Raw genomic sequence first — 21,470 nt, forward strand, 5'->3', positions numbered from 1 at the left:
CAATCCCAACCTCAACTGCCCCAAGATGACATGCCACGATGTTTTCAATCGTTACCGAGCAAGAACCTCGCCCAGTGTAATCATGGCGCATGGTTGCCTGGAGATGATTCTCATGTCCCGTCTCGGGACCGTTGGGGGCTAAAGGAGACTCGGATGCCGTCGCACAAGCCCTCGCTGCTGATCCTGGGGACGCGTGGCATTCCCGCCTCCCATGGCGGCTTTGAAACTTTCGCCGAGAAGCTCGCGCTCTTTCTCGTGAAGCGCGGCTGGCATGTGGCGGTCTATTGCCAGGACGAGGTCGAGGCGGTGACGGAGCGTTTCCGCACGACCACCTGGCAGGGCGTCGAGCTCATCCATGTGGCCGTCTCCACCAGCGGCCCGCGGGCGACCCTGGATTTCGACTGGCACTGCGTGCGCGACGCCGCCAGGCGGGGCGGCGTCAGCCTCGTCCTCGGCTATAACGGGGCGGTCTTCCTGCCGTATCTGCGCCTCTCCGGCGCGAAGATCATCACCAATATGGACGGCATCGAGTGGAAGCGGCCGAAATGGTCCATGGCGGTGCGCGCCTGGTTCTGGACCAATGAATGGATCGCCGCCTGGGCTTCGCACCGCCTCGTGGCGGACCACCCAGCCATCGCCGACCATGTGGCTACGCGCCGACCGCGATCCGCCATCGCCACCATTCCGTATGGCGGCGATCCGATCTCGGCGGCGCCGACCGGGCCCATCGAGGCCATGGGCCTGAAGCCGGGGCGGTACATGACCTCGATCGCCCGGATCGAGCCCGACAACAACATCCTCACCATGGTCGATGCCTTCTCGCGCAAGGTGCGGGGCATGCGGCTCGTGGTCCTCGGCACGCTCTCCGACAGCAATCCCTATCACCGCGCAGTGAGGGAGGCGGCCAGCGACGAGGTCCTCTTTCCCGGCGCCATCTATGAATCCGAGACGATCAGATCCCTGCGCTTCCATGCGCGCGCCTATCTGCACGGGCATACGGTGGGCGGCACCAACCCGTCCCTGGTGGAGGCGCTGTGGGCCGGAAACGCGGTGATCGCCCATGACAATCCGTTCAACCGGGGGACGGCGGGCGAGGAGCAGTTTTACTTCGCCGATGCGGATGCCTGCGAGCGGCACATCGAAACCCTGATCGCGGACGATGGCGCGGCGAGAAGGGCGGGTGTCGCCTCGCTCGCCCGTGCCGCCGACCGCTTCGAATGGTCGGAGATCCTGAAGCAGTACGAGGCCGAGGCCATGGCCCTCGGAGGCTTCGCCGCACCGGCGGGCCAGGAGTCGAAGCACGCCGGCACCTCTTCCGCCCATCTCCCTCCGGCCCCTATGCCGATGGCGGTGGGAGGCCAGAGCCGAGATCGCGCTTCGTGAGGCCAGCGCCCACACGCAGGGCGATCCTCGCGGCCGCGGCATGGACGGCGGCACGGGTCCCGGCCGCCGCCGCCCCGCCGCCGCCGCTCCGCCTGAGGCGCGGCGTCAACACCTGGCCCTGGTTCTCCCTGACGCGGGAATTTCCGGCCCCCCGCACGGATTACGGAAGACCGCCGTTCCAGGAAGGCCGGCCCGTCCCGACGAGCCGCGACCTCGCCCGTCTGCGCGCCGCCGGGTTCGATTTCCTGCGCATGCCCGTCGATCCCGGCCCCTTCGCCGCAGCGGCGCCGGAGGAGCGCGAGCGCCTCATGGCCGAGCTTAGGGCCGCGGTGGAAGCGGCGTTGCGCGCGGATCTCGCGGTCCTGGTCAATGTCCAGGCCAACGGTGCGACCCATCACTGGAACCCTCAGAATTTCTACGGCGATCCCGGCGCGCCGCTTTTTGCAGCCTATCGCCGCTTCGTTTCGGACCTCGCCCGCATGCTGGAGCGGATCGCCCCCGAGCGGCTGGCGCTGGAGTCCGTCAACGAGCCGCCGCAGGATTGCGGCGCGGCATCGTGGCTGACGATCCAGGACGATCTCCTCGGCGAGGCTCGCCGGGTCGCCCCGCGCCTGACCCTCGTGGCCTGCGGCGCCTGTGGCAGCATGATCACCGGGCTCACCGCCCTCGACTCCGCGCCGCTTGCCCGCTTCGCGCCGCTCCTGTTCACCTTCCACTATTACGAGCCCTACCTGTTCAGCCATCAGGGGGCGCCCTGGATGCGGGAGCCGGTCTACCGCGCGCTCAACGCGGTGCCCTGGCCCGCCTCCGCCGGCAGCCTCGAGACGACGCTCACCGCCGTGCGGACCCGGATGGCCGGTGATGCCGGTCTGTCGGCGGAGGCGAAGCGCGACGCCTACGCCCTGACCGAGGCCAAGCTCGGCGAGTACTTCGCCGCCCAGCCGGACAAACGATACCTCGCCCGCCACCTCGCCATGGTGGGGGAATGGGCCCGCCGCCACGGCATAGCGCCAGCGAATATCGTCCTCGGAGAGTTCGGCGCCCTGCGCAGCGATGCGCGCTACGTCGCCGCTCAAGCGGACGACCGGTCGCGCTACGTCCGCGACGTGCGGGAGGCAGCCGAGGCCGAGGGCTTCCCCTGGGCCTTCTGGAACCTGTTCGACGGGATGGGGCTGATGGACGATGCCAGCAAGCGCTTCGATCCGGCCATCGTCACCGCCCTCGGTCTGCGCGTTCCGGCGGACGATCGCTGACCGCGTGGAACAGGCCGAGGAGAAGGATGGCGAATTTGGCCAGGAGCGTGGTCTTGCCGCCGATCCCTTCGAACGTGTTCACCAGGATGACGAAGGCGATCACGGGCAGGAACGTGCCGGTGCGGCAATTCCGAACCAGTTCCATCATGTAGAGCGTCACCGCGGCAGTGAGCAGGACCGTCATGAAGATGCCCTGGTAGACGAGGGTTCGGACGATGGGGTTCTCGATGCCCCATTCGAGCCCGCTCACGCGCCGTAGCGAATCCACGAGGCTCATATCCGGGCCGACCAGCAATTCGCGAAACGGAATGCTGGCGACGAGGTCGAGCATCTCCACGCGGGCATTGGCGCTTCCGCCATCCGCCATGAACCGGCTGAGCAGCGCGTCGAAGAACCCGCCGGCCGCGAGGCCGCCGATGCCGAGGGGCACGAGGGTGAACAGGAAGATCCCCGCCGCTGCCGCCAGGAGCGGAATCCGGCCCGCGCTCAGCACCTTGTGCAGGGCGAAGAGACCATAGCCGCCGCCGAAGATCAGCGTCACCACCATGGCCGAGCGCCCGCCGAAGGCGACGAGGGCGGCGAGTTGCAGCCCGATCATCGCGAGGCGTTGTGGAACCGTCATGCGTCCGCCTCCCCCGATGAGGGCGAGGACGTAGCAGGCCGTGAGGGTGGCGTTGCCGAGGGGGTGCCCCTGAAGTGCGGCCGAGCGCGTATCCGTGGCGAAGACCTGACCGTCCAACCGATAAGGAAAGAACAGGGTCTTCGTCGCGAATTCGGTGAGTCCGAGCAGGGCGTTGACGAGCATCACCGCATGCACCGTCAGTTCGAGGCGTCTCCAGGTCAGCGCGTCGCGATCGGCCAGCAGCACGGCGAAGAGGCCGGGCAGCAGGAACGTGTCCAGCGCTCCCGCCATGCCGGGCCCGCTACGCAGGACGATGTGCAGGAAAAGCCCGATGCTGCAGACGGCGAGCAGCATCCCCGCCGGCCGCACCTGCACGGCGTAGACGAGGTAGCTCGCCGGGTTGCCCGACTTCAGCGCGGCCCAACCGAACAGGACGAGGACCAGATAGGTCGAGGGGTGGATCTTCTGCGGGGCCGCACCCGTGAGCCCGTCGTAATTGATGCCGACATTCCACAGCATGCCGCCCGATACGCCGAGGATCAGCACGGTGAGGGCGATCAGGCCGAACGGCATCGGGCTGCGCGACACCGCTCCGGTCTCCCTCCGCGGTCGAGCCGGGTAATGGAGCGCGCTCCTCATGCTCAGCCCGTCACGCCGCCGCAGCGTAGCGGTCGACGAAGAGGCTGCCCGAGACCGGACGGCCCAGCACTTCCGAGACGTCGAGGATGTCGAGGAGGTCGCGCTGACGCGTGGCGCCGTTCTTCGCCACGATCAGCAACCGGTCGCTGGCCGAGGCCAGGGGCCCGATACGCAGATTTCCGGTGAGCACGCCGCCATCGATGAGAATGAGGTCGAAGCTCGATTTGGCAGCCGCGAGGAACTGCTCGATATTGGCCCGGCTCAGAGCCTCGCGCGAGGCCCTGGCGGTATCGCCGATGCCGATCCGCGCGGCACCACTCTCGGGATCCGACTTAGCCGCTGCCGCCATCCCGGCCTCGCCGCGCAGGACCTCGATGAGGCCGGGGCCGTAGGCCTTCTGCTCCGGCGTCGCTTCGAGATCCGCATCCACGAGGAGAACCCGCTCGCCGCGCGCCGTCGCCACGGCCGCGAGCAGGTGAAGTGTCGAGCGCCGGTCCGCCGCATCGGAGGCCGCCGAGGTGACGAGCACGCTCAACGCCTGGCCCGGCGGGTGGATCTGGCCGCGCACGCTGGACAGCCGGTCGAGGGTCAGGCTCGCGGCGACGCTGGCCGGACGCTCGCTTCCCGCCTTGAACTCCGGATAGGTGGCGACCACGGACGTGTGCGAGAGCCGTTCCATCTGGCGCCGGGAGAGGACGGTGGGGTCGAGATACTCGCGCACGAAGGCGAGGCCGGCCCCTAGGCCGAGGCCGCTGACGAGCCCGCCGACGAACAGGAGGAGGCGCAGAGGCCAGCTCCGCTCGGCGGGCGGACGGGCCCAGCTGATGACGCGGGCATTGGTGGTGTCGATGCCGGTCTGTTCCTGGATCTCGCGCGAACGGCTGAGGAAGTTGCCGTAGACGGCCCGGCTGGTATCCACCTCGCGTTCGAGCTCACGCAGGCGCACGGAGGCTTCGCCGGTGACGATGGAGCCCCGCTTCAACTCGTCGAGATTCGAGGTCAGCGCTTTCTCGTTGGCGACGGCGCGCTGGTAATCCGTCTCGGCCGAGCGGGCGATGCGGGTCAGCTCCGTCTCGGTCAGGCGCTTGACGTCCTGCATCTGGGTCCGCACCGACTCGATGAAGGGGTGACGGTTGCCGAGTTGGGTGCGGAGATCCGCTTCCTTGCTCGCGAGCTCCGCATATTGGCTGCGCAGCCGCTCGATCACCGCGGACTGGATCGCTTCCGGGGCCGTGTCCGGTCCGAACGCGGTACCGCGCGCATCCTTGATCTGCTGCAGCCGGGTGCGCGCCTCCGCCGTGCGGGCGCGGGCGGCGACGATGCGGTTGTTGCTCTCGGCCAATTGCTGTTCGCTGATGAGCTGGCCGCTCGCCGTGATCAACCCGTTCTCGGCCTTGAACTTCTCGACCTTGTTCTCGGCGACGTTCACGCGCTTGCGCAGGTCGTCGAGGCGCGCGCCCAATTCGGCCGAGGCCCGCGCGGCCGCATCCGCACGGGAGGAAGTCTGGTCCTTGAGGTAGGCGCTGGCGATGGCGTTGACGATCCGGGCGGCCTTGTCCGGGTTGCCGGCGGTGACGACGACATCCACCACGAAGACCTTGTCGGCGCGCTTCACCGAGAGTTTGCGCCGCAGGGCGCGGACGGCCCGGGCCTCTGCGGCGGCATCGGTGCTCGGGGCGGAGCCTTCGCCCTGGAGGGTGCGCAGGGTCCAGCTGATGAAGCCGCTGCCGACGCCGCCGAAATCCGGGTCATCGAGCAATCCGGCCTCGCGGGCCGCCCGGGTCAGGACCGAATCGGATTCGATCACGCGCGCCTGGCTCTCGACCTGGATCACGCCGCCATCCGGCGCCATCGCCACCGGATTGACGTCGTTGGTGACGATCTGCTTGTCGCGCGGGTCGATCAGGATCTGGGCGGTCGCCGCATAGAGCGGCGGCGCGAGGAAGCCGTAGGCCACCGCGATGAAGGTGAGCAGAGCGGCGGTTCCGAGCACCCAAGCCCGGCGCACGTACAGGATGCGCCAGAGATCCCCGATCTCGGCGCTCTTGTCGGGCTCGGACGGGGGTGGCCGGTCGATGCTCGATCGACCGATCCAATCCGCCGCCGCGATGTGTCTGTCCATCTGTGCCATCGGATGCTCGGGCCGTGACCGGGATACAGCCCGTCCTTCAGATATAGGCATGATCTGATTTTACTGACGATTCACCAACACCTGGGGATTTCACCGATCTTCGCCCGTTCCCTCCAATATATGGTTAGTGAAACATTAACATCTCCCTCCCGCGGCCCCTTCGCGCCGATGGTGGTGAAGGGTTTCTCAATCGTGATGCCGTAACCTGGCAGAATGAGGGAACGTCCAGGGTCGGACCGATCCCACCGGCCCGCGGCCATCGGCCTCGGCTTTCGACTGTCTGGGGATCGACGATGCGCCTGCGACTGAGGCTGGATGGACGCGCCCCCCGCCGCTGGCATCTCTGCCTTTTGCAACGGCTCGCAGCATTTCCCGGGCTCGAAGTGGAGGTCGACCGCTCGCCAGGGCCTGGGGGCCTGCCGGACAACGCCGCGCTGCTGTTCCGCCTCGAAGCCCTGCTGAACCGGCTGTCACTCGGCGGTCTGTCCGCCCCCGTTCCGGGGAGCGCATTGGCTGCTTATCCCGAACCCACGGCGGCTGCGTCCTGCATCCTCGATCTCTGCGGCGATGCGGAGGGCGGCCCGGACCTTCCGGTCTGGCGCCTCGGCTTCGACGGGGTGGCGGGCGAGGGCGCGCTTCTCGCCGCGCTTCTCGCCGGCCGCTCTCCCGTCGCGACCCTCTCCACGGATGGCAGGATCATCGCCTCCGGGCGCTTCGGCGCCGAGGATCGCGGCACCATGCTCACCGCGTTTGAGGATGGGCTGATCCGCAGCATGACGCTCATCGTCGGCGCGCTGTCGGGCGCCCGGCCGCTTCTTCGGGACGGCGTCCCAGTGTCGCCCGAGGCGCCCGCCCTGACCGTGAAGACGATCGGCACCCGCGCCGCGAAAATGGCGGCGCGGCTCGTCATCCGCCGCCTCTATTACCTCTGCTACCGCGCCCCGCACTGGCGCGTCGGCTGGCGCAGGTTGGCCGGCCCCGATCTCATCGATCTGCGCGCCCATCCCTCATCGGGCTGGCGCGACCTGGCGGATGACGGCCTGCGCTTCTACGCCGATCCCTTCGGCGTCGAGCACGAGGGCCGCACGATCCTCTTCGTCGAGGATTTCCCGCACGCGACGGGCAAGGCGCTGATCTCGGCGGTGGCCTTCGATGCGAACGGCCCGGTCGGAACGCCGGTCCCGGTGCTGGAGGAGCCGCATCACCTGTCCTACCCGTTCGTGTTCGAGCGCGAGGGGTCGTTCTGGATGATCCCGGAGAGCTGCGCCAACGGCACGGTCGACCTCTACCGGGCCACGGCCTTTCCGGGCGGCTGGGTCAAGGAAGCGACGCTGCTCAGCGGCATCACCGTCAGCGATCCGACCCTGCTGGAGCGGGACGGCCGCTGGTGGATGTTCGCGACGGTGCGCGATCAGGCCGCCGATGTCGGCGGGGGGACGGTGCTCGGCTCCTACCACGACAGCCTGCATCTCTGGTCGGCCCCGGATTTCCGCGGCCCCTGGACGCCGCATGCGCGCAACCCGGTGCTCATCGACATCGCCTCCGCGCGGCCGGCGGGACGAATCGTCGAGCGGGACGGCGCCTTGATCCGCCCGGTCCAGGATTGCCGCCTGGGTTATGGCGAGGCGCTGGCGCTGGCGCGGATCGACCGCCTCGACGACGAGGGTTACGCGCAGACCGTGGAGACGATCCTTCGCTCGGGCCCGCTCTTTCCCGGCACCCGTCTTCACACCCTCAACCGCACCTCGGCCTTCGAGTTCATCGACGGCTCGGCCCGCTCCCCCCGCTGGCGCAGGGGGCGATAGCCCGCCTCAGACGGTCTTGGTGCGCCCGATCGCCGGTCCGCGCGGCTTGGCGAAGGCCGTGCGCAGCAGGTGGAGGGCATGCAGGCCGTAGCGGCCGACGCGGTTGCGCAGGCGCCGCAGGGTCCATACGGCGCCGCTGCCGATTGTGATCTGGCGGGCATAGAGGCTCGCCTGAAGGCATTGCCGGTCGGAGGTCTGCTTGATCGGGTCGGCGTAGAATTCGGCGATCTTGTCCTTGCCCATCCCCGGGGTGGCGAACCAGCGCGGCAGGTGCTCGGAGCAGAGCCGGTCGACATCGGTCAGCACCTTGCCGATCCCGGTCCCGGGGATCGGACATGGGGTCAGGAAGGCGTCTCCCAGGAGCACGACCCCGTCGCGTTCCGCATCGGCCGCCTGGACGACATCGATGGGGCGCATCTCCACGGGGCCCGTGACGGTGAGGTCCGGGCAGAGGCGGGCGAGGCCGGGCATGGCCTGCCTCATCAGCGCCTCGGGCGATTTGCGGAACTCCTTCACCCAGGGATCGGAGAGCGCGCGATAGACGAAGAGATTGGCCCGCATCGTCGCGCCGATGGGAAAGAGCGTGACATAGGCCACTGCATTGTCCGCGCCCTCGCCGTAATAGGTGAGGGACTCGAAGCCGAAGGACGAGGGCGGGGCCGCCATGTCGAAGCCGAAGCACAGGGAGTGCTTCTCGCTGATCATGGTCCTGCCGATGCCGACCTTGCGCCGGAGCACATCACCGAGGCCGGTGGCCAGAAGCACCAGCCGCGCGGTGCGCACGCTGCCATCGGCGAGGGTGACCGTCTGCCGTTCCGGGCCGGTCTCGATCTCCGCCACGCGCGCGACCACGAGGGGCGAGGAGGCGGGCAGGGCGCCGCGCAGGTCGTTGATGAGGGGTGTGTAGTGGACACCGTATTCGCGCACGGCATGGCGCGAGACCAGATGGCCGAAGCGCGTGACGCAAACCTCGTCCACCGGCGTCGTCACGGCCCGCGCCAGTTCGCCGAAGCCGAGCTTCTCGAACAGGTCCATCTGCGGCACGCCGAGCTTTTCCGCCCGGAAATCGGGGGGATAGACCGCGTGAGTGTCGATGATCGCCGTGTCGTACCCGGCTTTGGCGAGCGCGATGGTCGCGGTGGTTCCGGCGAGGCCTGCGCCGATGACGATGACGTCGTGGTGGATCTCAGACATTCAGAACCTCCCGCCCGAGCCCGAATGGGCCACCTGTCCTCCGCCCTGTATCCCCATCGTGCCATCCCGAGACGAAGGCGAGGCGCATGCGGAGCGGGACGACCCTTCACAGCAGGGGATATGCCGCCCGCTTCGTCCCGTTCAAGGTGCGCCGTCTCTCTAAAGAATCCGTGCGGTTGAAACCGCCATTTCGCGAGAGGCCATTCAGACCGACACATGGAGTCAGGCCGGCAAGTCGAGCCGGGCGCGAAGACCATGGAAGGTCCCGCGATCGAGGCGGAGCGAGCCGCCATAGAGTTCTGCCAGTTCCGTAGTAATCGACAGGCCGAACCCGTGGCCGGGTACTGTCTCGTCCAGACGTTTGCCGCGCCCGAGGACCCCGGCAGCCGCATCCGCGTCGAGACCTGGCCCGTCATCCTCCACGGTGACGGTGACGCCTCGTTCGGAGAGAGAGGCGGCGATCCGAACCCGCGCCCGGCACCAGCGGCAGGCGTTGTCGATGAGGTTGCCGAGCATTTCGTCGACATCTTGGCCGTCGCACGCCACGGCCATGCCATCCGGTACCTCCACGGCGAAGGCGATGCCCTTGTCGGCGTAGAGCCGCGCGAAGGTGGCACGTAGGTCGGCCACGGGCGTGTCCAGCGCCGTCCTCTCGCGGGTGGCCCCGCCCAGGGCCGCCGTGCGGGCCCGGCGCAGATGATGGCGGATCTGCCCATCCATGCCGGAGACGAGAGTCGCCAGCCGGCCGTCGGGGTCCCGCTCCCCATCCCGAAGCGCCATCGTCAGGGTCGCGAGCGGCGTCTTCAACCCATGGGCGAGGTTGGCCACATGGGTGCGCGCCCGTTCGAGATTCGCCGCGTTTTCGCTCAGCAGCGCGTTCACCTCGCGTACCAGGGGGCGGATCTCGGCAGGCTGCGTTTCCGGCACCTGTATGCGCTGGCCGGCGCGCACCTCGGCGAGGTCCCGGCGCAGGCGTTCCAGCGGTCGGAGGCCGAGGCGCACCTGCGCGACGAGGCCGACGAGGAGGCAGAGGCCGAGCACGGCGAGGATCAGCGCCAGGGTAAGGCTCGCCTCCCGGACGGGGCCGCGCAGGGCCGCCATGGGCGCTGAGGCGACGATCGTCGCCGGGCCGATCCCCGCCGCGTCCGGAAGGGTGAGAATGCGCAGGATCACCGGGTTGCCCCACGGGTCGACGGCGTCGGCCGGGCGGGGGCGGTCGCGGCGTCGACCCCCGCCATCCGGGCGGTCGTCTTCTGGAACGGTGAGGTCGCGGCCTTCCAGGGAGCCGGAGCGAAGGATCGCGTCGCCCTGCCGGACTTGCCAGGACCAGCCCGACCGGTCGCGGTCGAAGGGCGGGCCGTCGAGGTTGCGCCCGAGGGCGAGGCGGCCGTCGCGGCCCCGCTCGAGGCTCGATGCGATGGCGACGATCTGACTGTCGAGGCGGCTGTCGAGCTGGCCCCGCACGAAGCGGTGCAGGATGAAGCCGATGGCGATTCCCGCCACAACGAGGGCGACGGTGACGAGGACGAGGGCGGCAAGGATCAACCGCCGCTGCAGGGAGCCGCGATGCGGATGAGGCGGCCCGTGGCGAGGTCGCGGCGGGGTCATGGTGTCTCCCCCGGCAGGAGCTGGTAGCCGTGGCCGCGCACGCCCTCGATCCGGGCCGGCGCGATCTTGCGGCGCAGGCGCGTGATGATGACCTCCACCGAGTTCGAATCCACCTCCGCGTCGCCGTCATAGACCCGCTCGATCAGCTGGCCACGGGGCACGACCCCGTCCTTGCGCAGGATCAGGCAGGAGAGCACCCGCCATTCGAGGCCGGTCAGCTTCAGGGGCAGGCCATCCCGCTCGAACGTGCCGAGGCCGGCATCGTAGGTGAGAGGCCCGCAGACGATCCGGTTGGCCCCGTGCGCCGAGGCGCGGCGCACCAGGGCCCGCAGGCGGATGACGAGTTCCTCCACCCGGAACGGCTTCACGAGATAATCGTCCGCCCCCGCCTTGAAGCCCGCGACCTTGTCGCTCCAGCCGTCCCGCGCCGTGAGGATCAGCACCGGCACGGTCCGCCCGGCGGCCCGCCAGGCCTGGAGCACCGAGACGCCGTCGCGCTTGGGCAGGCCGAGATCGAGCACCACGGCGTCGTAGGTCTCCGTCTCGCCGAGATGCTGGCCGTCCTCGCCGTTGACCGCGTGGTCGAGGGCGAAATTCTCGGCGCGGAGAGCCTTGGCGATCTCGGCCGCGAGCGCCGCATCGTCCTCCACCAGAAGGAGTTTCATCGGAATCCGTATCCTTGGGGATGCAGGGGCAGCCCCGGCGCCTACGCGCCGCGCTTTAACCGGGGCTGAACCGCGCGGTTCAGATCGGGTTGGAGGGGCGAGCCTAGAACGGCGTCAACCCGAGAGGGGATACGCTTTTCCAGGACATCGACACCATGACGACCGAGAAGACCATCGACGGAACCGCCACCGAGATGCCGAGCCCCGCCGCCCCGCGCCGCTCGCGCCGCGGCTGGATCGTCGGCGCCATCGCGGCTCCCCTCGCTTTCGGGGCCGTCGGCCTTTCCCTGGCGCAGAATTCCGGCGTGACCCTCACCCTCGTCGCGCCGGTCACCGTCGCACAGCTCGCTCCTTCCGCCGCCATCGCGGCCAAGGGCGAGGTGGCGGAGATCTTCGGCAACAAGTTCATCCTGCAGGACGGCTCCGGCCGTGCCCTGGTCGAGACCGGCAAACAGGGCGAAGGCGGCACCCTCGTCACCAAGGGTGAGGCGGTGACCGTGCAGGGCCGCTTCGAGAACGGCTTCCTCCACGCCACCCTCCTCACCCGGGCCGATGGCAAGACGGTGGTGCTCGGTCCGGCACGCGGCCCGAAGCCCGGTGGCCTCGATTGGGCGAAGGACAAGGTCGGCCTCGGCCCCGAGATCGATGCACCCGCGCTCACCGCGAAGGTCGAGGCGGCCGGCTATTCCGACATCCGCGTCACCGGCCGCGGTCCGCGCCATCTCGACATGGCGGCCAAGGGCCAGGACGGGCGCGAGCGCCTGCTCCATGTCGGGTTCGACGGCGACATCCGCGAAAAGCGCAGCTTCTGACACCACGTGCCGCCGCCGGTGGCTTCTTCCTCGCCGATGGAATAAGGCCGCCGGGGCGAGCCGTTCCGTCCAGGATGGGTCGCCGGCCGCGAGCGTGCGGCTGCGTTCACGGAGATTTCAGGCGGCGGCCAGGAACCATCGTTTCGGCTCGCTACTTGCCGCTGCGATCGACGCAAGGTCGCGGCTCGCCGGCCATGGACGCGCGACGATCGATCCCCCCAACACGACATTCCCGCCAAGGATCGATCGGATGACGAGCCACACGGCCGCCGACCAGACTCGCGTGCGTGCCCCGTCGCAGCGGACGCTGCGCGGGCTCGACGCCCTCAACTTCTTCCTCGCCGATGTCCGCGACGGGCTCGGCCCCTATCTCGCCATCTACCTCATTGCCGTGCGCGGTCCCGACCAGGGCTGGGACGAGGCGACGACGGGAATGATCATGACGATCGCCGGCATCGCCGGACTGATCGCGCAAACGCCGGCCGGGGCTCTGATCGACCGGACCAACCACAAGCGCGCCATCGTCATCGCCGGGGCGCTGGCTGTCACGGCGAGCTGCCTGCTCCTTCCCTTCGTCACGAATTTCTATCTGGTGGCCGCGACCCAGTCCGTGGCCGGCATCGCCGGGGCGGTGTTCCCGCCGGCGCTCGCGGCGATCACCCTCGGCGTGGTGGGGCCGAAGATGTTCTCCAAGCGCATCGGCCGCAACGAGGGCTTCAACCATGCGGGCAACGCGGTCTCGGCCGCCATCGCCGGTTCCACTGCCTATTTCTTCGGACCCATCGTGGTGTTCTGGCTCATGGCCGTGCTCGCGGTCCTAAGCGTCGGCGCCATGCTGATGGTGCCGGCCAAGGACATCGACGACGATCTCGCGCGCGGCCTCGACGAATCGGCGGAGGAGGGCGGTGAGCAAACCTCCGGAATCCGGGCCTTGCTGCAGAACCGCACCCTGATGCTGTTCGCATTACTGGCGGCGATCTTCCACCTATCCAACGCGGCGATGCTGACCTCAGTCGGCCAGCTACTGACCAAGCTGTCCGGCAAGGAGAGCGCGACCTCGCTCATTTCGGTCTGCATCGTGGCCGCACAGTTCGTCATGGTGCCGGTGGCGGTCTTCGTCGGTGCCAAAGCCGACGCGATCGGGCGCAAGCCGATCTTCCTCGTGGCCTTCGGCGTGCTCGCCATCCGGGGCGTGCTCTACACCTTCTCGGACAACCCGTTCTACCTCGTCGCCGTCCAGCTCCTCGACGGGATCGGAGCCGGCATCTACGGCGCGCTCTTCCCCATCGTCGTCGCCGACCTCACCCGAGGCACCGGACGGTTCAACGTCTCGCAGGGGGCCGTCGCGACGACACAGGGACTCGGCGCTTCGTTCTCGGCGACGCTGGCCGGTCTCATCATCGTGTCGGCGGGGTATTCGATGGCGTTCCTGGTCCTGGCCGCCATCGCGGCAGCCGGGTTCGTCCTCTACCTCGTCGCCATGCCGGAGACCTACGACTTCGAGCCGCCGACGATCACCTCGAAGCCACCGAGCGCTGGTGGGTCGGAGCCGATGGTGGTCTCCCCCGCCTGACCGGGCGACCGGTCTCGAACGGGATCGGATGCGCCGGGGCTTACATCGGCACCTGGTTAGAAGAGGGCCTCCTCCGTACCAAGCAGGGGCTCGTGCCGAAACGAACGGTACTGGCCCCGTGGCACCGGTTCTCCGCCCCAGACAGGATCTCGTCCGCCCATGTTCGCACTTCCCGTGGCGCCTCATCTGGCAATCTGGATCATCGCCGGACTGGCGACGCTCGGGGTCATCACCCGGCCCTTCGCCTGGCCGGAAGCGGTCTGGGCCGTGCTCGGCGCCGGCGCGCTGCTAGTGCTTGGCCTGATCTCGCCGGACGCGGCCTGGGACGGCGTGCGCAAGGGGACGGATGTCTACCTGTTTCTCGTCGGCATGATGCTGCTTGCCGAGACCGCCAGAAAGGAGGGGCTCTTCGACTGGCTCGCCGGCATCGCCGTGCGCCAGGCCAGGGGATCGGCGACGCGCCTGTTCCTCCTCGTCTACCTCGTCGGCATCGTGGTCACGGTGTTCCTTTCGAACGATGCCTGCGCCGTGGTGCTGACGCCGGCGGTCTATGCCGCGGCCAAGGCGGCGGAGGCCGAGCCTCTGCCCTACCTCTTCATCTGCGCCTTCATCGCCAACGCGGCGAGCTTCGTGCTGCCGATCTCGAACCCGGCCAACCTCGTCGTCTACGCCGCGCATATGCCGCCGCTCATGGAATGGCTCGCCCGGTTCGCCCTGCCTTCGGCCCTGGCCATCGTCGCCACCTACATCGTCCTGCGCCTGACCCAGAACTCGGTCCTGCGGCGGCAATTGATTGCGAAGGACGTCGCGGCGACACCGCTCTCGGGCAAAGGGAAAGTCGCCGGTCTCGGCATCGTCGCCACCGCCGGGACCCTCATCGCCGCCTCGGCCTACGATCTCGAACTCGGCCTACCGACCTTCATCGCCGGGCTCGCCACGACGCTCCTCGTCCTCGCGATCAAGCGCGGTGGAGCGGTCGAGATCATCAAGGACGTGTCCTGGGGCGTACTGCCCCTGGTGGCCGGCCTGTTCGTTCTGGTCGAGGCCTTGGAGAAGACCGGCGTGCTGACCATGGTCGCCGATCATCTCAAGCGCGCGGCCGAGATCTCGCCGGATGCGGCCGCCTGGGGCGGCGGCACGCTCGTGGCGGTACTCTCCAATCTCGTCAACAACCTGCCGGCCGGCCTGATCGCGGGGGCGGCCGTGCAGCAGGCCGATGTCTCCGAGAAAGTCGCCGGGGCGATCCTCATCGGCATCGATCTCGGCCCCAACCTGTCGGTCACCGGATCCCTCGCCACCATCCTGTGGCTCACCGCCATCCGCCGCGAAGGCGAGAATGTCGGCTTCTGGCGCTTCCTCACGCTCGGCCTCCTGGTGATGCCTCCGGCCCTGATCCTGGCGCTGGCCGGCCTGCTCCTCCTGCCGTGATCTCCTCCGTTCGAAAACGCTCCGACCTGAGCCCGGCCCTGCTCCATCCCTTCATCCTGGCCATCAAGCATTTTGGCGGGCTCGGAATGCGAGAGCACTGTGCGGGTTAAGGCACGGATCGCGGGCGCCGTGCTGACGGTCGCCGGAATCGTTCTCATCGCGGCGTTCTGACGGGCCATCCACCGGGATTTGTCGGCGTTGCCCCTGCGGGTCATTGCCAGGGTTCGCTTTTTGGTCTCCGGACGTGCTATGCCCCGATAATCCCGCCTGAAGCCGGTCCCGTGCGAAGGGTGTGTGGATCACCCTCCCTTGCCGCCGATCGTGGGTTTTCCCATCTGCTGGCACCTGCCGAGATCGTCGATGTCACGCGCCGCGCGAGCGGGCGCGAGCGGCGACTTCGCCGATGCAGCCCTTGCCAGGGCCGGATGATGCGATCGAAGGATGGTACGCGGGGCGAGGGGAGCGAGGAAGGACGACGATGAGCGACGAAACTGACGCCCGGACCCGTTCCGAAGAGCGCGCCGAGCGCGCCGAACGGATGGCCAAGGAAGGCGCCGAGGCGATGGCGGAGCATCTGCAATCGGTGAAGGCCATCGACGAGCGCACCGTGAAGCTTCGCGCGCTTCGCCTCGCCAAGGAAGCCGCCGATGCCGAGGCGAAGGCCGCCGCTCCCGCGCCGGCACCCAAGCGCAAGCGCTCCGCGAGCTGAGCCAGAGAGCCTCACCAGGAAACCGACCCATGGCATTCGATCGGACCCGTCGCGCCAGCGACCCACGCCAGGCGGCGGAAGCCGCGTTCAAGGCCGCCACCACCAAGGCGCCCGACGCCCCCAAACCCGCCGAACGCGCCCCCGCCGCGCCGCTCAGCCCGCCCGGCGCCCGCGAGATGGTGTCCCTGCGCCTCGACAGAGCCGTGCTGGAGCATTTCCAGAAGGACGGCCCCGGCTGGCAGGACCGGATCAACGCTGCGCTGAAGGGCATCGTCGGACTGTAGAGGCCGACCGAACTCAGACGGTCCGGCCCGCCTTCGGCAGGCGCTTCTCTTCCTCGCCTATTCTCCCACGCCGAACAGCTTCTCGAGAAAGTTCCTGTCGTCCTGGCTTGGCCCGCGAGCGCGCTGGTTGGCAGCGACGCGGGGCGGCGGGGCAGCGGATTGCGGCTCGCCGAGGAGGGCGCCGATGAGGCCCCCCGGCGCACTTCCGGTGGTGGCGGGAACCTCCGCGGGGGCGCGGTTTCGCCAATGGTTCGCGCCCGGCAACATCGTTGGAGTCTGGCCCTTGAGGGCCACCGTCATGTAGGTCTTCCAGATCTCGCCGGGCAGGTTACCGCCGGAGACCTTCTTGGTGGATTCCCCGTCGTCGTTGCCGAGCCAGACGCCGGTGACGAGGCTCGACGAGTAGCCGATGAACCAGGCATCGCGGAAATCCTGGCTGGTGCCGGTCTTTCCGGCGAGGTCCCATCCGGGAACTTCGGCCTTCCTCGCGGTGCCCGAGACGAAGGTCTCATGCATCATCGCGTTCATCATCGAGACGGTTTCGGCATTCATCACCCGGCCGAGATTGGTGTCTTTGCGCTGGTAGAGCGCCTTGCCCGTCGTGCTCTTCACGTTGGCGATGACGTAGGGGTTCACGCCGGTGCCGCCATTGGCGAAGGCGGCGTAGGCGCCCACCATTTCCAGCGGGGTCACTTCCGAGGTGCCGAGCGCCAGTGAGCCGTTGGCCTGTAGCGGCGAGGAGATGCCGAGGCGCTGGGCCGCCTGAACCACCGCCTTCGGCCCGACTTCCTGGCCGAGGCGCACGGCCACGGTGTTGAGCGAGAGCGCCAGCGCCTCGCGCAAGGGAACCGGCCCGCGATAGTCGCGCGAATAGTTCTCAGGATTCCAGCCCTTGATGCTGATCGGCGCGTCGTCGCGCACGGTGTCCGGGGTCAGGCCCCGCTCCACGGCGGCAAGATAGACGAAGGGCTTGAACGAGGAGCCCGGCTGGCGCTTGGCGGTGGTGGCCCGGTTGAACTGGCTCTGCGCATAGTCGCGCCCGCCGATGAGCGCCCGGATCGCACCGTCCGGCTTCATCGAGACCACGGCTCCTTGGGCGACGTTATAGCGCGAGCCCTTCTGGTTCAGCTCGTCCACGAGCGCCTTCTCGGCCGCGCTCTGGAGGCGGGTGTCGACGGTGGTGGTGACGACGATATCGGTGTCGAATTTGGGCAGGAAGTCGTCGAGGACGTCCATGACGAGATCGGCCACGTAATTGGCCGAGCCGCCGCCACGGCTGCTCGCCGGCCGCGCCGGAGTCGCCAGCGCCAGCTTCACCTCGGCGGGCTTGGCGAAGCCGAGTTCCTCCATGGCCGCGAGAACCTGGGCCGCACGCGCCTGGGCGGCGGGCAGGTTGCGGTTGGGGGCGAGGCGCGAGGGAGCCTGGACGAGGCCGCCGAGCATGGCGGCTTCTGCCAGCGTCACCGCCTTGGCGGGCTTGCCGAAATAGCGCTGGGCGGCGGCCTCGATGCCATAGGCGCCTGCGCCGAAATAGACCCGGTTCAGGTAGAGTTCGAGGATCTCGTCCTTGGTGTAGCGATGCTCCAGCCACAGGGCGAGGATCGCCTCCTGGATTTTTCGCGAGGCCGAGCGTTCCGGCGTCAGGAACAGGTTCTTGGCGAGCTGCTGCGTCAGGGTCGATCCGCCCTGCGAGACGCCGCGGCGGGTGACGTTCTGGGCCACGGCGCGGGCGATGCCCACCGGGTCGACGCCGAAATGGCTGTAGAAGCGCCGGTCCTCGATCGCCACGAAGGCGCGCGGCAGATAGGGCGGCAACTCGCCGATGCTCACCACTCGTCCGCCGGTCTCGCCGCGATTGGCCAGGAGCGAGCCGTCGCTGGCGAGGATGGCGATGTTGGGGGGGCGCTTCGGAACGGCGAGCTGGTCGATCGGCGGCAGTTGCGAGGCGTGGTAGGCGACCAGCCCCGCGATGGCGATGACGCCCCACAGGCCGAGCACGAGCGTGCCGTAGAAGAGACCGCCCAGGAACGAGCGCCGGCGCGGCTTCCGGGCCGGTGTCTTGGCCCGCGCCGAGGGGCGCCGGGGGCCTTCGCCCTGGCCGTTGCTGCTCGTCGCGCGTCTTCCCACACCGCCTCCGGCGCGATCGTCGCCGCTGAGCCGCAGGTTGAGGTCGCTCCGCCCACCGATGCGCCCTTCCGGCACGTCGAAGTTCGGCTCCTCCCGCCCGCGTCCCTTGCGTCCGTTCGCCATGCGTTTCGTCTGAACCTGTGAGCATCCCGCGATCCGAGAGGCTCAGGTACCGCATGGTAAATACGGCGGGTTTAAGGGTTCCTAACCCGGATCATTTTACGGATTCTCCACCATAGGAAAATCTTATCACCTTCCTATAGCGTTCCCAGGGCGTCCGAGAAGCTTTGCGGCATTCGGTCGGGCACACTTCGGAGAAGCGACGATGAGCCTGCGACTGCCCGGGGCGTGAACCTCGCTGGTGCTGCTGCCGTTCGTACGGCCGACGACGCTCGACCTGTCGTCCTTCGTGGCGTCACCGCCACGTGATCCAAGCTCTTATCGCGCCCCAATGAGCCGATCTCATCAAGGCGCGACCACGCGGCGGCTGGCAAGCGGGCCGTGGTGAGTACGGCCATGGGGCGGGCTCACCGAGGTAGAGGCTTGGCATGAAAGAATCCGTCCCACCGCGCATCGGTCGAGGCGGCATTGGTCGCCACATCACGATGCGCGCCAAGCATCTGAACGGTCCCGCCTTTTCAAAGCGGGGGCGGTTCTGCCCGGTTGCTGCCTCACGAATCCGTGTTTGCGTGTGCGAATGGCGTCAATGCTCCGTTCATGCTTGAAGGGCCATGACGCATCTCGTGAGCTTCACGGAGTAAAACGATGCGAACGAGTTCAAAACTGGTTCTCCTGGCCGTCGCTGCCGTCGCGGGCTTCGCCTCGGCAGCCCAGGCTGCGCCATTGCCGCTGGCATCAGTCCAGCTCGAGCAGCCTGCTCTTGTCGAGAAGGCGCAGTTTTACAGCCGCGAAGGGTACCAGCGCTATCGGTACCGGAAGCAGGTTCGGCGCGAATGGGCGCGTGAACGGCGTTACGACGCCCACCTGCGCCGGCAGGAACACAATTATCGTCGGCGAGCCTATCGCTACGGTTACTAGAATTAGCGTCACGCTCCGACGATAATTCACTCCCCGAATTGGTCCCGCCCGGTGTAAGCCGTGGCGGGATCTTTCGTTTTTATGGGTTCTCCTCGAGAGCGACTGTCCTCAGTACGGCAAGGAAGGGCCGATTCTGGGCTTGCACAGATCAAGCATATAAACCAGTTTGGTTGCGCTTGTTGGTGGAGGATACCATGTTTTATAAACTCTTTGCCATTGCAGTTGCAGGTTCTTGCGCAATTCTAGGCTCTTATCCCGAAGCATCCAGAGCCGAAGACAATGAGTTTGGACCGACCATACAGCAAAAATATCTCGGTACCCTGACGAGATCCGTTTACATCAGACATCAATCTGCGAAAAGAATGTACATATCTAACTCGGACGTGATTGTTGTCGTCAACTTCATTGTCGGAAGGGACGGAAACGTCGTGGAATCAAATGTCGTCAACTCGTCTGGGTCGCCCGATTTCGACAGGATGGCTTTGTTGACTGTAAAAACGGGTTCAAGATTTCCGCCGTTTCCAAAAGAAGTAAAAGCGAACTCATTAAAAGTAACGGTGCCGCTGAAATAAGCACGTAATGTCTTTAACTGATGTTCGTTCAAAAGCTTCCACAGTCTTCCTGTTACACGGTTCCGTTTGCCGTGAGTTTAGACCGACCCCCGCGAGACAGGTGACTTATCCGCCGCTGATCGAGATGGCGACGCCGGGCTGTTCATCGTGAAGCGCCATTGCCGATATCCGTTTTCGCACCGACTGCCATAGACCCGTTTCAGGGCTTCTGAGCGAACACCGCCGCTTGCGTCTTCGCGGCGCGCCTCGCGCTCTGCCGCCGGACCGGCTCGGCCCGCCCCGAGCGCGAACTCCAACGGAATCGAGCGCGATGACTTCGGCGGTCTCACTTCGGGAGGTTCCCAAACCCGGGTTCTGCGAAGGGTTCTATGGGTGCGGTTCGTATGATCCTCAATAACCTCGCGGCGCAAAGGTGACGAGGCGAGAGCGTATTTTCCGAAACGATCGGTTTCCATCGTTTCTGTTTCATCGAGGGCAGAGATGCCCGATAACCCATTCGAGGCGGACATGCCGGCATTCTTCAAGACTTGGCGCCGGGATCGAGCGTATAGCCCGACCGATCTCGTGGACCGGCGGGAACTGTGCTGCGGATCGGATGCCTGCCTCGCAAACCGCAAGAGACGTCAATCGGATCAAGCAGAAGGGAAACGGGCGATGAGCTGGCACAGTGCGGACGACCCGGTTCCGGGCGATCACTTTTCCTGCGATGCGATCAAGACCCTGATCGTCCCTCGTTCGCGGGATCTCGGCTCGTTCTCCGTCCGGCGGGCTCTGCCGTCCACGGAGTGCCGGATGGTCGGCCCGTTCATCTTCTTCGACCAGATGGGGCCGTCCGAGTTCCTGCTCGGCCAGGGCATGGACGTGCGGCCCCATCCGCATATCGGCCTCTCCACCGTCACCTACCTGTTCGACGGCGAGATCATGCACCGGGACAGCCTGGGCACCGAACTGCCGATCCGTCCGGGCGAGCTCAACTGGATGACGGCCGGTCGCGGCATCACCCATTCGGAGCGGACCGGCGCCGGGCTGCGCCGGACCGGCTCGAAGCTGTTCGGCATTCAGGCCTGGGTCGCGCTCAGCGGCAAGGACGAGGAGACCGCCCCCGCCTTCGAACATTACGATGCGGATGCGCTGCCGGTCCTTACCGGCGAGGGCAAGATCGTCCGGCTGATCGCCGGCGAGGCCTTCGGCGCCAGATCGCCCGTGCGGACGTCGAGCCCGATGGTCTACGCCGACGTGATGCTGGAGGCGGGCGCCGTGCTGCCCCTCGACCCGACCTATGACGAGCGCGCGATCTACACCGTCTCCGGCGCCATCGACATTGCCGGCGACGGGTTCGGCCCCGGCCAGCTCCTCGTCTTCAATCCCGGCGACCGTATCAGCGTGCGGGCCACCGAGGCCGCACGCTTCATGGTGCTGGGCGGCGAGCCCATGGACGGGCCGCGCCATCTCTGGTGGAACTTCGTCTCCTCGCGCCCCGAGCGGATCGAGCAGGCCAAGGAGGATTGGCGCCAGGCCCGTTTCGACACCGTGCCCGGCGAATCCGAATTCATCCCCTTGCCGGAATCACCGCCGCCCGTGCGCTATCCGTAAAGTTGCGCGAGACCGGGGCGGGGCCCATGGGGCC

General features: G+C 67.7%; 17 protein-coding genes. 11 read left to right on the top strand and 6 right to left on the bottom strand.

Translation table 11 applies throughout. The features are described from left to right. Nucleotides 1-153 precede the first annotated feature (153 nt). Complete coding sequence (locus ACYQR9_RS06775) at nt 154-1,383, top strand: DUF1972 domain-containing protein (RefSeq protein WP_461229118.1); 1,230 nt, start codon at nt 154-156, stop codon at nt 1,381-1,383. Continuing rightward, on the top strand, nt 1,380-2,636 hold the full coding sequence (locus ACYQR9_RS06780) for a glycoside hydrolase family 5 protein (protein ID WP_461229119.1): 1,257 nt from the start codon (nt 1,380-1,382) through the stop codon (nt 2,634-2,636). Before ACYQR9_RS06775 ends, ACYQR9_RS06780 begins: the two co-directional genes overlap by 4 nt. Here ACYQR9_RS06780 and ACYQR9_RS06785 read toward each other — a convergent pair. Beyond that, nucleotides 2,596-3,846: a VpsF family polysaccharide biosynthesis protein gene (locus ACYQR9_RS06785; protein WP_461229120.1), complete on the bottom strand. Its 1,251-nt coding sequence runs from the start codon at nt 3,844-3,846 to the stop codon at nt 2,596-2,598. The genes ACYQR9_RS06780 and ACYQR9_RS06785 overlap by 41 nt on opposite strands. 61 nt (nt 3,847-3,907) lie before the next feature. Beyond that, nucleotides 3,908-6,019, bottom strand: a complete 2,112-nt coding sequence (locus tag ACYQR9_RS06790; RefSeq protein ID WP_461229121.1) for a GumC family protein — start codon at nt 6,017-6,019, stop codon at nt 3,908-3,910. A 302-nt stretch (nt 6,020-6,321) separates the two neighbouring features. Here ACYQR9_RS06790 and ACYQR9_RS06795 point away from each other — a divergent pair, with 302 nt between their 5' ends. Beyond that, nucleotides 6,322-7,833 (top strand): glucosamine inositolphosphorylceramide transferase family protein, encoded by a 1,512-nt coding sequence (locus tag ACYQR9_RS06795; protein WP_461229122.1) that lies wholly within the window; start codon nt 6,322-6,324, stop codon nt 7,831-7,833. A gap of 6 nt (nt 7,834-7,839) precedes the next feature. On the opposite strand, the gene ACYQR9_RS06800 is transcribed toward ACYQR9_RS06795, so the two are convergent. From ACYQR9_RS06800 to ACYQR9_RS06810, 3 genes are all read right to left on the bottom strand, one after another. After that, nucleotides 7,840-9,027: an FAD-dependent oxidoreductase gene (locus ACYQR9_RS06800; protein WP_461229123.1), complete on the bottom strand. Its 1,188-nt coding sequence runs from the start codon at nt 9,025-9,027 to the stop codon at nt 7,840-7,842. 222 nt (nt 9,028-9,249) lie between these two features. After that, nucleotides 9,250-10,635: an ATP-binding protein gene (locus ACYQR9_RS06805; protein WP_461229124.1), complete on the bottom strand. Its 1,386-nt coding sequence runs from the start codon at nt 10,633-10,635 to the stop codon at nt 9,250-9,252. Further along, complete coding sequence (locus tag ACYQR9_RS06810; protein ID WP_311275875.1) at nt 10,632-11,300, bottom strand: response regulator transcription factor; 669 nt, start codon at nt 11,298-11,300, stop codon at nt 10,632-10,634. Before ACYQR9_RS06810 ends, ACYQR9_RS06805 begins: the two co-directional genes overlap by 4 nt. Nucleotides 11,301-11,455: 155 nt before the next feature. Between ACYQR9_RS06810 and ACYQR9_RS06815 the strand changes: the two genes are divergently transcribed. From ACYQR9_RS06815 to ACYQR9_RS06835, 5 genes are all read left to right on the top strand, one after another. Next, nucleotides 11,456-12,112 carry a DNA-binding protein gene (locus tag ACYQR9_RS06815; RefSeq protein WP_461229125.1) on the top strand — a complete coding sequence of 219 codons (657 nt, stop codon included), beginning with the start codon at nt 11,456-11,458 and terminating at the stop codon, nt 12,110-12,112. 250 nt (nt 12,113-12,362) lie between these two features. After that, the gene (locus ACYQR9_RS06820; protein ID WP_461229126.1) at nt 12,363-13,685 is read left to right on the top strand and encodes an MFS transporter; all 1,323 of its coding nucleotides are present in this window, start codon (nt 12,363-12,365) and stop codon (nt 13,683-13,685) included. A 159-nt stretch (nt 13,686-13,844) separates the two neighbouring features. After that, entirely contained in the window at nt 13,845-15,113 is a 1,269-nt protein-coding gene (locus ACYQR9_RS06825) for an arsenic transporter (protein WP_461229127.1), read from the top strand. 478 nt (nt 15,114-15,591) lie between these two features. Further along, complete coding sequence (locus ACYQR9_RS06830; protein ID WP_056427912.1) at nt 15,592-15,822, top strand: hypothetical protein; 231 nt, start codon at nt 15,592-15,594, stop codon at nt 15,820-15,822. Between the two features lie 29 nt (nt 15,823-15,851). After that, complete coding sequence (locus tag ACYQR9_RS06835) at nt 15,852-16,106, top strand: BrnA antitoxin family protein (RefSeq protein WP_056427909.1); 255 nt, start codon at nt 15,852-15,854, stop codon at nt 16,104-16,106. A gap of 57 nt (nt 16,107-16,163) precedes the next feature. Here ACYQR9_RS06835 and ACYQR9_RS06840 read toward each other — a convergent pair whose 3' ends face one another. Then, nucleotides 16,164-18,356: a transglycosylase domain-containing protein gene (locus ACYQR9_RS06840; protein ID WP_461229128.1), complete on the bottom strand. Its 2,193-nt coding sequence runs from the start codon at nt 18,354-18,356 to the stop codon at nt 16,164-16,166. 642 nt (nt 18,357-18,998) lie between these two features. On the opposite strand from ACYQR9_RS06840, the gene ACYQR9_RS06845 reads away from it, so the two are divergent. From ACYQR9_RS06845 to ACYQR9_RS06855, 3 genes are all read left to right on the top strand, one after another. Then, a complete protein-coding gene (locus ACYQR9_RS06845) occupies nt 18,999-19,271 on the top strand; it encodes a hypothetical protein (RefSeq protein ID WP_461229129.1) in 273 nt (90 codons plus the stop codon). 194 nt (nt 19,272-19,465) lie between these two features. Further along, nucleotides 19,466-19,843 carry an energy transducer TonB family protein gene (locus ACYQR9_RS06850; RefSeq protein WP_461229130.1) on the top strand — a complete coding sequence of 126 codons (378 nt, stop codon included), beginning with the start codon at nt 19,466-19,468 and terminating at the stop codon, nt 19,841-19,843. A 654-nt stretch (nt 19,844-20,497) separates the two neighbouring features. After that, the gene (locus ACYQR9_RS06855; protein ID WP_461229131.1) at nt 20,498-21,436 is read left to right on the top strand and encodes a pirin family protein; all 939 of its coding nucleotides are present in this window, start codon (nt 20,498-20,500) and stop codon (nt 21,434-21,436) included. The last annotated feature ends 34 nt before the right edge of the window (nt 21,437-21,470 follow it).

The organism is Methylobacterium sp. CM6241, assembly GCF_054817845.1.